At 67.2% G+C, this 12,688-nt stretch carries 9 protein-coding genes; 4 read left to right on the top strand and 5 right to left on the bottom strand.

Annotation, left to right across the window (positions count from 1 at the left end):
* Positions 1-102 precede the first annotated feature (102 nt).
* Genes rluD through XcodCFBP4690_RS00440 form a run of 4 tightly spaced genes read left to right on the top strand, consistent with a single transcriptional unit; the run spans position 103 to position 2,866 of the window.
* Positions 103-1,098 carry a 23S rRNA pseudouridine(1911/1915/1917) synthase RluD gene (rluD, locus tag XcodCFBP4690_RS00425; RefSeq protein WP_104539106.1) on the top strand — a complete coding sequence of 332 codons (996 nt, stop codon included), beginning with the start codon at positions 103-105 and terminating at the stop codon, positions 1,096-1,098.
* Between the two features lies 1 nt (position 1,099).
* Positions 1,100-1,918 carry a peptidoglycan editing factor PgeF gene (gene pgeF / locus XcodCFBP4690_RS00430; RefSeq protein WP_104539107.1) on the top strand — a complete coding sequence of 273 codons (819 nt, stop codon included), beginning with the start codon at positions 1,100-1,102 and terminating at the stop codon, positions 1,916-1,918.
* Positions 1,903-2,445, top strand: a complete 543-nt coding sequence (locus XcodCFBP4690_RS00435; RefSeq protein WP_167394403.1) for a DUF4166 domain-containing protein — start codon at positions 1,903-1,905, stop codon at positions 2,443-2,445. The genes pgeF and XcodCFBP4690_RS00435 overlap by 16 nt, the downstream gene beginning before the upstream one ends.
* On the top strand, positions 2,432-2,866 hold the full coding sequence (locus XcodCFBP4690_RS00440) for a thiol-disulfide oxidoreductase DCC family protein (protein WP_430523606.1): 435 nt from the start codon (positions 2,432-2,434) through the stop codon (positions 2,864-2,866). Before XcodCFBP4690_RS00435 ends, XcodCFBP4690_RS00440 begins: the two co-directional genes overlap by 14 nt.
* A gap of 360 nt (positions 2,867-3,226) precedes the next feature.
* On the opposite strand, the gene XcodCFBP4690_RS00445 is transcribed toward XcodCFBP4690_RS00440, so the two are convergent.
* The 5 genes from XcodCFBP4690_RS00445 to otsB form a co-directional block, all read right to left on the bottom strand.
* On the bottom strand, positions 3,227-5,089 hold the full coding sequence (locus XcodCFBP4690_RS00445; RefSeq protein ID WP_104539109.1) for a methyl-accepting chemotaxis protein: 1,863 nt from the start codon (positions 5,087-5,089) through the stop codon (positions 3,227-3,229).
* A gap of 517 nt (positions 5,090-5,606) precedes the next feature.
* Positions 5,607-8,042: a membrane-bound PQQ-dependent dehydrogenase, glucose/quinate/shikimate family gene (locus tag XcodCFBP4690_RS00450; RefSeq protein WP_208622661.1), complete on the bottom strand. Its 2,436-nt coding sequence runs from the start codon at positions 8,040-8,042 to the stop codon at positions 5,607-5,609.
* A 538-nt stretch (positions 8,043-8,580) separates the two neighbouring features.
* A complete protein-coding gene (gene otsA, locus XcodCFBP4690_RS00455) occupies positions 8,581-9,948 on the bottom strand; it encodes an alpha,alpha-trehalose-phosphate synthase (UDP-forming) (protein ID WP_104539111.1) in 1,368 nt (455 codons plus the stop codon).
* The gene (locus XcodCFBP4690_RS00460; protein ID WP_104539112.1) at positions 9,945-11,723 is read right to left on the bottom strand and encodes a glycoside hydrolase family 15 protein; all 1,779 of its coding nucleotides are present in this window, start codon (positions 11,721-11,723) and stop codon (positions 9,945-9,947) included. The genes otsA and XcodCFBP4690_RS00460 overlap by 4 nt, the downstream gene beginning before the upstream one ends.
* A 47-nt stretch (positions 11,724-11,770) precedes the next feature.
* On the bottom strand, positions 11,771-12,529 hold the full coding sequence (otsB, locus tag XcodCFBP4690_RS00465) for a trehalose-phosphatase (protein ID WP_104539113.1): 759 nt from the start codon (positions 12,527-12,529) through the stop codon (positions 11,771-11,773).
* Positions 12,530-12,688: the final 159 nt, after the last annotated feature.

The following is a 12,688-nucleotide window of genomic DNA, read 5'->3' on the forward strand; positions in this document are numbered from 1 at the left end:
TCAGGAAAACGAAAGGGCGATGATAGCCTAGTGGCCTGTCCGGCGACTGACTCCTGCCGCCCGGACCCTCAAATTCCCGTTTTTGCCCGAGTACCCGTGTCCATGTCCGACCCTTCTGCCGACCCCGCCGACCCGTCCATCCGTCAGGCCATCGTGCCCGACAGCGCCGCGGGGCGGCGTTTCGACGCGGTGCTGGCCGAACTGTTCCCCGAATTCTCGCGCTCGCGGCTGGCCGAATGGATCAAGTCCGGCGACGCGCTGCTGGACGGCGACATGGCGCGTCCGCGCGACACGGTGCGCGGCGGCGAGAGCGTACAGCTGCAGGTGGTGCTGGAAACCCAGACCCATGCCGCGCCGCAGGACATCCCGCTGAACGTGTTGTACGAAGACGAGCAGGTGCTGGTGATCGACAAGCCGGCCGGCCTGGTGGTGCACCCAGGCGCTGGCAATCCAGACGGCACCCTGGTCAACGCGCTGCTGTTCCGCGACCCGGCGCTGTCGGCAGTGCCGCGCGCCGGCGTGGTGCATCGCCTGGACAAGGACACCAGCGGCGTGATGGTGGTGGCGCGCACCGTGCAGGCGCAGACCGCGCTGGTGGAGCAACTGTCCGCGCGCGACGTGCATCGCCAGTATCTGGCGGTGGTGGTCGGGGCGCTGGTGTCCGGCGGCACCGCCAATGCGCCGATCGATCGCCACCCGCGCGATCGCCTGAAGATGGCGGTGCGCGACGATGGCCGCGATGCGGTCACCCATTACCGCCTGCGCGAGCGTTTCCGCGCGCATACCGCGCTGGAATGCCGGCTGGAAACCGGGCGCACCCACCAGATCCGCGTGCACATGGCGCACCTGAAATCGCCCATCGTCGGCGACCCGCTGTATGGCGGCGCACTCAAGTTGCCCAAGGGCGCCACCGACACGCTGGTGCATGAGCTGCGCACCTTCAAGCGCCAGGCGCTGCACGCCGAGACGCTGGAATTCCTGCATCCGGTCAGTGGCGAGCCGGTGCGTGCCAGCGCGCCGGTGCCGGCCGATCTGCAGCGGCTGATGACCGCGCTGCGCGAGGACAGCGCACGCGCGGCCGAACTGGCGCGCCGCTGAGGTGAGTGTGGCCGCTCCATTCATCCTGCTGGCGGACTGGCCGGCGCCGCCGCGGATCCGGGCGCTGACCACGCTGCGGCATGGCCTGGGCGTGTCGCAGGCACCGTTCGACACACTCAATCTCGGTAACCGCAGCAGCCCGGAGGGCGATACGCCGGAACGGGTGGAGCGTAACCGCGCGTTGCTGGTGCAGGCGCTGGACTTGCCCGGCCCGCCGCAGTGGTTGCGGCAGGTGCATGGGGTGGATGTCGTGCGGCTGGAGGCGCTGTCGGCAGGCGCCGGCGCACGGGTGGACGCTGCGGGCGATGGTTTACCGGGCTCCTCGTATGAGCCCACCGCCGACGCCGCCGTGACCGACGTGCCGGGGCGGGTGCTGGCCATCCTCACCGCCGATTGCCTGCCGGTCGTGCTCGCTGCGGTCGATGGCAGCGAGATCGCGGCCGCACATGCCGGTTGGCGCGGTCTGGCCGATGGCGTGCTGGAGCGCAGCGTGGCGGCGATGCAGACACCGGCGCCGCAGCTGATGGCCTGGCTGGGCCCGGCCGCAGGGCCGCAGGCCTATGAGATCGGCCAGGACGTCTTCGACGCCTTCGTCGACGAGGACGCACAGGCGCAGCACGCATTCGTCGCCACGCGAGCGGGGCATTGGCGCGTGGATCTGTACGCATTGGCGCGGCTGCGCCTGCAGCGTGCCGGTCTGCGGCCCGATGCGATCCACGGTGGCGGCCTGTGCACCATTTCCGACCCGGCGCGCTTTTTCTCGCATCGCCGCGACCGCCGTAGCGGACGCATGGCCACGCTGGCATGGATCGCGCCCTGAGCACGCCGTTGTTCGCGCAGGTGCTGGGGCAACAGGCATTCGCGCAATTGCCGGCGCCGGTGCGCGCGCTGCATTCGGTACAGCAGCGGCAGACCTTTGCCGGGCAGGCGCAGATCCGGCGCGGTCGACATATGCTGGTGCCCCTGCTGGCGCTGCTGAGCCGATTGCCGCGCAGCGGCGCTGTGTCGGTAGAAGTGGAGTTCCTGGTCGATGCGCAGGGCGAGCGCTGGCACCGGCGCTTTGCCGGTCTGCCGATGTATTCGCGGCTGTGGCGCGAGGGAGCGGCCTTGCGCGAACACCTGGGCGCGGTACGGTTCGAGTTTGCGTTGCGTGCCGATGCCCAGTCCCTCTATTGGCAGGCCACTCGCGTGTGGGCGTTCGGCTGGATTCCACTGCCCGCGCGCTGGTTCGAACAGGTGCGTTGCCGCGAGCATGCCGATGCCGGCCGCTACGGGTTTCTGGTCGACGTGCACTTGCCGCTGGTGGGGCCGTTCATTCGCTACGAGGGATGGCTTGAGCCACGCTGACATGTCCACTGCGCAGATGCGCACCGCGCCGGCCACCATCGTGTTCGATGGGGTGTGCCTGCTGTGCAATGGCTGGGTCCAGTTCCTGCTGCGCCACGATCGACGCGGGCGTTACCGCTTTGCCGCGATGCAGGGCCAGGCCGGGCGCGCGCTGTTGCAGCAGCATGGGCTGGACCCGGACGATCCGTTGTCGTTCCTGCTGGTGGACCACAGCGGCGCATGGACCGACAGCGATGCCATCGTGCGTGTACTGGCGCGCCTGGGCGGCCTGTGGCGGCTGGCGACAGTGTTGCGCGTGATACCGCGTGGTTTGCGCGATATCGGGTATCGCCTGATCGCACGCAATCGCTATCGCTGGTTCGGCCGCAGCGACCACTGCATGCTGCCCACACCCGAGCAACACGCGCGGTTTCTGGACTGACGTACGGCGGCGTGGATGGGGGCAGTTTCTGTCCTGATGCCAGGACGGCGCGATCGGGCACGCCGATACGCTGTTCGCAGGTGCGCGCCCAAGCGCGATGCGTGTTACCGGGAAAGCCTAATCGCGCCCGTGGGCGCTCCCGACGCGGGCGCGGGTATTGCGACGGCTGCGTAGGTGTCGCTGGAGCATGTAGCGAATCCGACACGCATTGACCACGTCGTGGGTTGCCGGCCGCGCAAGGCGGCAATTGCCCAGCGCGATCGGGCGCACCGATGCGCTGTTCGCAGGAGCGCGCCTGGCATTACCGGGAAAGCCAGTCGCGCCCCGGTGCGCCCCTACAAATCGCGCGATTTCCCGGGCCTACGCTGCGTTGTGGAAGCTGGCGCGCACGACAGTGGAGGGGCGGGCGTCGGATTGCAGGCGGAAGATCGACACCGCATCGGCCAGTTCCACCGCCTGTTCTTCCAGGCTGCGTGCGGCGGCGGTGGCTTCTTCCACCAGCGCGGCATTGCGCTGGGTGACTTCGTCCAACTGCGCCACGGTGCGGTTGACCTGTTCGATGCCGCTGGATTGCTCGGCGCTGGCGGAGGTGATCTCGCTCATGATGTCGGTGACATGCTTCACCGAGCCGACGATCTCGCGCATGGTCGCGCCGGCGCGGTGCACCAGGCCTGAGCCCAGTTCCACCTTGTCGGTGGAGTCGGCGATCAGCGTCTTGATCTCCTTGGCCGCATCGGCCGAACGACGCGCCAGTGCGCGCACTTCCGAGGCCACCACCGCAAAGCCGCGGCCCTGTTCGCCGGCGCGCGCCGCTTCCACTGCGGCGTTGAGCGCCAGGATGTTGGTCTGGAACGCGATGCCGTCGATGACGCCGATGATCTCGCCGATCTTGCGCGAGGAGGTGCTGATCTGGCCCATGGTGGCAACCACATCGTCCATCACCTGGCCGCCGTTCTGGGCGACTTCGCCGGTGCCGACCACCAGGCGGTTGGCCTGCAGCGCGCTTTCTGCGTTCTGTTTCACGGTGGAGGTGAGTTCCTCCATGGAGCTGGCGGTTTCTTCGAGGTTGGCCGCCTGTTGTTCGGTGCGCTCGGACAGGTCGGTGTTGCCGGCGGCGATTTCCACCGCGGCCTGGCGAATGGTGTCCGATGCGGCCTGGATGCCGCCGATGATTTCGGTGAGGCGGGCCACGGTCTGGTTGGTGTCCTCGCGCAGTCGCGCGAAGATGCCGTGCGCATCGCCGTCCACGCGCTGGGTGAGGTCGCCTTCGGCCAGCGCGCCGATCACCCGCGCCAGTGCGGCCAGATGGGTTTCCACCGAGTCGTAGATGCGGTTGATGCCCTGCGCCAGCGACAGCAGCACGCCGTCCATGCCTTCGAGCTGCATGCGGCGGCTGAAATCGCCGGCCGAGGCGGCGTCGATGATCTGGATCAGCGCCTGCTCGGCGTTGACCTGGGCGGTGACATCCACCCACTGTGCAATGGTGCCCAGCTTGGTGCCGTCGGCGGCGATGATCGGGCTGTAGACGAAGTCGATCTGGCGGCCGAAGAACGGCGCGCGCACCGCCTTGGAAGCGTTCAAGGCGCGCATGCGGTCGATCGCGGCCTGGCTGTCGGGATAGATGTCGCCGATGCTGCCGCCGACGAAGCCTTCGGCGTGGAAGCCGGGGCGGAAGCTCTGCACGTCCGGCTCGATCAGCTTGAGCATCGCCAGCAGCTTGCGGTTGGCGAACAGCACCTGGCCGTCGTCGTCGGCGATGCGGATCATGGTGTCCAGATCGTCGAGCGCCTTGATCACGAACTGGCCGTGGCGCAGGCCCTGTTCCATCACATCGAGGCGGATGGCGAGCTTGTCCTGGGTGTCCTGCAACGCGTGCAGCAGCGGTGCGAGTTCGCCGGCCGCGGTGCGCAGGTCCAGGCGCTGGAAGCGGCCTTGGCCGATCGCGGTGACCGCAGACAGCGCCTGCTGCAGCTGTGCGCTGCTGCGCCGACGCGTCCACCAGCAGAGGCCGGCGCTGGCTGCGCCCAGCACCAGCAGCGCGGGAAATAAGCTGGCCAAGGCGCCGGCGACACCGCCGGGCATCCGCGTGGCGGCATAGACCGCCAGCAAAGCCAGCAGCCCGATCTGTGCGGCGGCGGGCAGCCACGCCGTCCAGGCGCTACGCGCAACGTTTGCGCCCGGCGATGGGCGGGAAACGGGGGCGGCATCGTGTGAAGGCGACATAGGCTGAGTCCAACTGGTGTTCTGGAAGGGAGATCGGCGAGCGGCAGGAGGTGGGCTGCAATGGGGTATCGGCGGCCGAGGCCGAATCATGATGGTGTGAATGCACCGTTTGTCGGAACGTGACGGAGACGCAGGTAAAAAAGCGATGTAGTTGATTTGGAAGCGGTTTCAGTAGGCGCCGTGAGGTGTCGGCCGCGCCTGCAGTCATCCAACAGCCGCAGTCGAATGTGAATTCCATGTGATGAAAGGCGGCGCATGGCCGCCATGCAGATCAAGCCGCAGAGCATCGATCTGCTCCTGGCAGCGGGCGGCATGGTCATCCAGGCAGCGGCCATGACGGTGCTCGGGCCTGCTTGCGCCAGCAGCGCGTTGCGCGGGGTGCGGCTCGCTGGGCGTTGGTGGCGGTGCTGCCGGTCTGCCATGCCTCGCTCAGCAATCCCCTGTGCTGCAGGCACAAAAAAACCGGCCGTCTCGCGACGACCGGTTTGATCGATCACTCTACAGCCAGGCGGCTGGATTATTTCGCCGGCGTCGCCTGTGCATCGTCCGGCAACGTCCATGCGATCACGCTGTCGCCCGACTTGGTTTCCATGCGGTCGTGTCCACCCACCGCGGCCACGATGTATTGCTTGCCGTCGATGGTGTAGCTCATCGGTGCGGCCTGCGGACCGGCCGGCACGCGGGTTTCCCAGACCTGCTTGCCGGTGCGGGTGTCGAAGCCGCGCATGAAGTCGTCCAGGGTCGCGCCGATGAAGGTCACGCCGCCGGCGGTGGCCAGCGAGCCGCTGTTATTGGGCGTACCGATCTCGAACTTGGTCTTGGACGGGATGCCCATCGGGCCCTGGTCGTAGCCGGTCCCCAGCGGACGGCGCCACAGCACCTGCTGGGTGCGCAGATCCACGCCGGCGATATAGCCCCACGGCGGGGCCACGCACGGGGTGTTGAGCGGCGACATCCACGGCTCCTTGCGGGCGCCGTAGGCCAGACCCTTCTGCGCCATGTAGCCAGGGGTCTTGCTCTTGCCGTCGAACACCGACACCACGCCCAGCTCGTTCATCTTTTCGCGGGTATAGACCTGCAAGGTGTACGGCAGGCGATTGCTGTTCATCACCATGATGCCGCGCTGCAGATCCACCGAGACGCCGCCCCAGTTGACGCCGCCATGGTTGCCGGTGAACGCCAGCGAGCCCTGCAGGGTGGGGGGAGTGAACATGCCTTCGTAACGCAACTGCTTGAACTGGATACGGCAGGCCAGTTGGTCGAACGGGGTCATGCCCCAGGCATCGGATTCGACGATGGTTTCGACGTCGTGGCTGGGCGCGCCCACGGTGTTGGGCATGCCCGGCGAGACCGGCTGGGTGGCGGCGGTCCAGTCGCCATGATCGGTGCCCTGCGGCACCGGGATCTGCTTGACCGGCATCAGCGGCGCGCCGGTGGCACGGTCGAGCACGAACACCTGGCCGGACTTGGTGGCCTGGATCACGGCAGGACGGGTACCGCCGCCGGCCACCGGCCAATCGACCAGGTTCGGCTGCGGGCCGATGTCGTAGTCCCACAGATCGTGGTTGACGGTGCGGAAGTGCCAGCGTTCCTTGCCGGTGGCCGCGTCCACGGCCACCAGCGAGGCGGTGTACTCCTCGTCCTGCGGGGTGCGGCCCTTGCCGAAGAAGTCGCCGGAGGCATTGCCGGTGGGCAGGTAGACCAGGCCCAGCTCATCGTCGGCGGCCATCAGCGACCACACGTTCGGGGTGGAGCGGGTATAGGTCTGCCCGGCCGGGGGTTCGGCGGTGATCGCCGGGTTGCCCAGGTCCCAGGCCCAGCGCAGCTGGCCGGTGAGGGCATCGAAGCCACGCACCACGCCGGACGGCGCATCGCCTTCCTGGCCGTCGCGCACCTGGCCGGTGGGCTGGATCACCACGCCGCGCATCACCACCGGCGGCGAGGTCGGGCCGACGAAGCCCGGCTTGGTGTTGCCGGTGCCGGCATTGAGGTCCACGTAGCCGTTGTTGCCGAAGCTGGTGCACAGCTTGCCGGTCTGCGCATCCAGCGCGCCCAGGCGGCCATCGACCATTGGCCAGAAGATCCGCGTCGGGCACTCGGCGGTGCCTTGCGGTGCCTGGTAGTACGACACGCCACGGCAGGTGGTGGCGGCCACGCCGGCCACTGCCTTGGGGTTGGTCTGCGGGTCGAAGCGCCAGCGCTCCTTGCCGTTGGCCGCTTCCACCGCGATCACCTTCTGGGTGGGCGTGCAGATGTACAGCAGGTCGCCGACCTTGAGCGGGGTGTTCTGGAAGGCGTAGCCCAGCTTGGAGCCGGCCGGCTTCAGGTCGCCGGTGTGGAATTCCCAGGCGATCTTCAGGTTCTTCACGTTGTCCGGGGTGATCTGCGCGCCCGGAGTGTAGTGATTGGACAGGTTGGAGCCGGCATAGGCGGTCCAGTTGCTGGCGTCGTGGTTGGCGGCCACGTTGCCGTCCGGGCTGGGCACGGTGGCGCGGCTGAAGGCGGCGGGGTTGTCAGCCTGCCTGGACGCATCGGCCAGTTCGACATTGCGTGGCACGAACAACGGCCACAGGATCAGTGCTGCGCCCAGCACCGGCAGCACGCCGGTGACCACCACATAGCCTGCGCCGGACAGCGGCTGCATGCGCCGACGCGCCACGCCCCAGAAGGGCAGCAGGACCAGACCCAGCACCGAGATCCAGGCCAGACGCGGGACCAGGCCCCAGCCATCCAGGCCCACTTCCCACAGTGCCCAGGCAATGGTGGCGGCCAGCGTGGCGCCGAACAGCCACAGGCCCGCGCGCTTGCCCGCCGCCAGCAGCACGCCCGCCAGCAGCAGCGCGATACCTGCCAGCAGGTAGTACCAGGAACCACCGACGGCCACCAGGCGCCCGCCTTCGTAGGCGAGCACCGCACCGAGCACGGCGATCACCACTGCATAGGCCACCAGCAACCAGGCGCCTAGCCCACGTTTTGAGGATTGATCAGTCATTTTGAGATGTCAGGAAGGACTTGGGCCGCAGCGGGCGACAAGTCGTGGAGGGAGAAAGGTCGCTCGGTGGCAAAGACTGCCGGCAACCTGGACATGAACGCGCAGCCCCTCCCAGGGTCCTTCAGCGCTAATCATCACGACATTTTAGACCCTTGCTCCTGTCGCGTCCGTGATGGAGTGGGAACCAGCGTTCCAACCTGTGAGCATGGAACGTTGAAATTGCTCAAATTCACAGGAAATGTGAGTCTGCGGTGGATGCCCGTGGGTTCGGGCGACATTCGCATGTGGCGGCGAATGCATGATTCTGGGGTAGCTCTATTTCGCTATTGACTCAAACGATGAAGCGGGAATTTTGGGATTTGAAAATTGGGATCTGTAGACGCTGAGATCTTTCATGCTTACGTGCACACGTACCCTCATCCGCCCTTCGGGCACCTTCTCCCGGCGGGAGAAGGATGCATTGCCCGATCGCGGTGCGTCTGGGCGCGCCGAGCCTGGCTCAGACCTCGGCCAGTGCCTGCAGGTAGCGTTGGCGCCAGTGACCGATGTTGTTCTTGCGCAAGTGGTCCATCATCCCGTGCCAGCGCTCGATGCGGCTTGCCAGCGGCATGCTCGCCGCGGTTGCGATCGCATCGGCCACGCCGTCCAGATCGTGCGGGTTGACCAGCAGCGCTTCCTTCATTTCGTCGGCCGCGCCGGCCAGCAGCGACAACACCAGAACGCCCGGATTTTCCGGGTCCTGCGCAGCGACGAATTCCTTGGCCACCAGGTTCATGCCATCGCGCAGCGGCGTCACCAGGCCCACCGATGCGGCGCGGTAGAAGCCGGTCAACGTGGCGTGGCTGAAGTTCTGGTTGACGTAGCGCAGCGGCGTCCAGTCCGGCTCGGCATGCCCGCCGTTGATATGGCCGGCGATCTGCTCCAGCTGACCGCGCAACTGGCGGTATTCGGTGACATCGCCGCGCGAGACCGGCGCGATCTGCAGATACGTGAGGCTGCCGGATTGATCCGGATAGCGCTCCAGGTAGCGCTCGAAACCCAGGAAGCGTTCTGGCAGGCCCTTGGAGTAATCCAGCCGATCCACACCGATGGCGAGCTGGCGCCCGCGCAGGCTCTCGCGCAGGTCGCGTACCGATTGCTTGCCGACCGAGGCCTTGGCCTGGTTGGCGATCAGGTCGGTATCGATGCCGATGGGAAACGCCGCCGCAGTGAAGCGACGCCCGCCCGGGCCTTCGACCAGATCGCCGTCCAGCACGCGCCCGCCGCCGAACAGGCGCACGTAGGCCTTGAAGCGCTCGGCATCGCGCTGGGTCTGGAAGCCGACCAGGTCGTAGGCATAGAAGGTGCTGAACAGGCGCGCGTGATCTGGCATCGCCTGCACCAGATCCGCCGATGGCATCGGAACATGCAGGAAAAAGCCCATCTTGCAGCCCACACCCAGCTCGCGCAGCATCGCCCCGAGCGGGATCATGTGGTAGTCGTGGATCCACAAGGTGTCGCTGTCTTTCAGAAGCGGTGCGAGCTTTTCGGCGAACAGCCGGTTGACGCGCATGTAGCCTTCGCGGGTGGCGCGGTCGTAATCGACCAGGTCCAGCCGGAAGTGCAGCAGCGGCCACAGCGTGCGGTTGGCGAAGCCGTTGTAGTACGAATCGATGTCGCGCTTGTTGAGGTCCATGGTGACGAAGGTGATGTCGCCTTCGCTCTGCTCGTGCATGCCGCCGCTGTCGCCGCGCACGGTCTTGCCGCTCCAGCCGAACCACATGCCGCCACGCTCCTTGAGCGCGGCCAGCAACCCCACCGCCAGGCCGCCGGCCCGGGTTTCGCCCGGGACCGCGACGCGATTGGATACCACCACCAAACGACTCATGACGCCTCCTGCCAGCTCCGCGACAAGCGCATCGCTGCGATGATCAAACCGACGTGCGAATAGGTCTGCGGGAAATTTCCCCAGGCTTCGCCGTCTTCGAACGATAGGTCTTCGGACAGCAAGCCCAGGTGATTGCGGCGCGAGAGAATACGCTCGAACAATTCACGCGCCTCGTCCTTGCGGCCGATCGCCGCCAGCGCATCGATGTACCAGAACGTGCAGATGGTGAAGCTGGTTTCCGGCTCGCCGAAGTCGTCCGGTGCGATGTAGCGGTAGAGCGCATCGCCATGCTTGAGCACGCGGCCCACCGCTTCGACCGTGCGCACGAAGCGGCTGTCGTCGTTGGCGACGATGCCGATATCGGCCAGCAACAACAGTGAGGCATCCAGGCGATGGCCGCCGAGCGTGTCGGTGAAATGGCCGTGCTCTTCGCTCCAGGCCTCGCCCAGGACGCGCTCGCGGATGCTGTCGGCGCGCTGGCGCCAGTACGCGCTGCGTTCGGGCAAGACCAGGCGGTCGGCGATCTTGCACAAGCGGTCGCAGGCCGCCCAGCACATCGCCGCGGTGTAGGTATGCACCTCGGCGCGGCCGCGGAACTCCCACAGGCCGGCATCGGGCACGTTGTGCAGCGCGTAGGCGCGCTCGCCCAGCGGCTCCAGGCGGCGGAAGGTATCCGCATCGCCCTGATCCTTCAGGCGCAGGTCGAAGAACAGCTGCGTGGAGGCCAGTACCACGCTGCCGTAGACATCGTGCTGCTGCTGGATCCAGGCCAGGTTGCCGCGGCGTACCGGGCCCATGCCGCGATACCCGGCCATGGTGTCGACTTCGTGTTCTTCCAGTTGCGATTCGAAGCCGATGCCGTACAGCGGCTGCATGGTGCCGTCGGTGGTGGCGATGTTGAAGATGTAGCCGATGAACTGCTCCATCGTGCGGGTGGCGCCCAGGCGATTGAGCGCGCGTACCACGAAGGCGGCATCGCGCAGCCAGCAATAGCGGTAATCCCAGTTGCGCGGGGTGTTGGGCGCTTCCGGAATCGAGGTGGTCATTGCGGCGATGATGGCGCCGCTGTCTTCGTACTGGCATAGCTTGAGCGTGATCGCGCTGCGGATCACCGCCTCCTGCCAGTCCAGCGGAATGGACAGATAGCGCACCCATTCGCGCCAGTATTCTTCGGTGCGTTCCTGCGCTTCCTGCACATAGCCGGTGAGCGAGCGGGTCAGCGATTCATCCACGCCCAGCACCAGGCTGACCGGGTGGCTGAGCACGAACGGCAATCCGTCGCGCACGAAGCGCACCGGCACGTCGGTGGTCAGGCGCAGGGTGAATTCCGGCAGCACCCAGCGGATATGGTTGCTGCCCCAGGTGGTCTCGGGCGTGCGGCCACCCCAGTCGGCCAGCGGGCGCGCGCGCACGATGATGCGCGGGTTGCCGGCCAGGGGGCGGATCTGGCGGATGATGCTCACCGGCCGATAGAAGCGGCCGTTATTGCGCCAGCGCGGTGCGAAATCGATCACCTCGATTTCGCCACCCTTGCTGTCGCGCAGCACCGTGCGCAGCACCGCGGTATTGGGCAGATAGTGCTGCTCGCTGCTTTCGAAATCCTCCAGTTCCACGGCGAAATCGCCGCCCTCGGTCTTGGGCGACAGCAGCGTGCAGAAGGCCGGGTCGCCGTCGAAGGCGGGCAGGCAACTCCACACCACGCGTGCCTGCCGATCCACCAATGCGCCGAAGCTGCAATTGCCGATGACGCCCAGGTCCAGGTTTGGCTCGGTCATGAAGTCCCAACACTCCTAATGCAATGACAAGGGAAAAAGGCGGACGCTCAGGCGCCGTGCGCGTTCTGCTGCAGCCACGCGTGGACGGCGGCGGTGCCCGGCACGCGATAGCGCGCACTGGTCTGGGCACGGTCGCCGACCAGCACGCTCCAGCCGCCGAGCCGGTTGGCCGCCTCGAAGCCGAATTCGTCGGTGAGGTCGTCGCCCACGAACACCGGTGTGCGACCGGCGAAGGCGCCTTGCTGCATCAGTTGTTCCACCGCCAGGCCCTTGTTGCTGCCTTCGGGCACGAACTCCACGACATGATCGCCCGGCTGCAGGCGATAACCGGGGAGCTGGGCGATCTCATCCTGCGCGAAGGCGAGCACGTCGGGCCCGGCCAGCGGCTGCGCGCGCCAGTGCAGTGCCACGCTGACGCCCTTGTCTTCGACCAGCACGCCGGGATGCCGGTGGGTGAGCGCAGCGGCGCGTCGATGCAGGCCGTGCAGCCACTCGGACGTGTCCTGCGGCATCGCCGCGCGCGCCGCGGTGTCGCTGCGCAGCTCGTGGCCGTGCAGGCCGGCGGCGGGGAGGATCAGGGGATGGAACAGGGCATCGAGCTGCGCCAGCGGCCGCCCGCTGACCAGGGCGATGGCGCCATCCAGGCGCACGCTGAGGCGGCCGATGGCCGTACGCACCTCAGGCAGGAGCCGCACCGCTTCAGGGCTGTCGGCAAAATCGATCAGGGTGCCGTCCACGTCCAGGAACAATGCGCAGGCATCGTCCAGCAATGGCGGCGACGGGAGGGGGGGATGCACGTCTGCCATCGCGGCAGTGTGCGCAAGGCGGTGTGAGATTCAGGTTATGGAACGGCGGGGATTACCCTTCTCCTTTCGGGAGAAGGTGCCCCGCAGGGGCGGATGAGGGTACGGGCGAAGCCTGTTGGAGTTTGGCTGCACGAGGGCTTCGCCCCGTACCCTCACCCC

Origin of the sequence: Xanthomonas codiaei, from assembly GCF_002939785.1 — a bacterium.
In the GTDB taxonomy this organism is placed as follows: domain Bacteria; phylum Pseudomonadota; class Gammaproteobacteria; order Xanthomonadales; family Xanthomonadaceae; genus Xanthomonas; species Xanthomonas codiaei.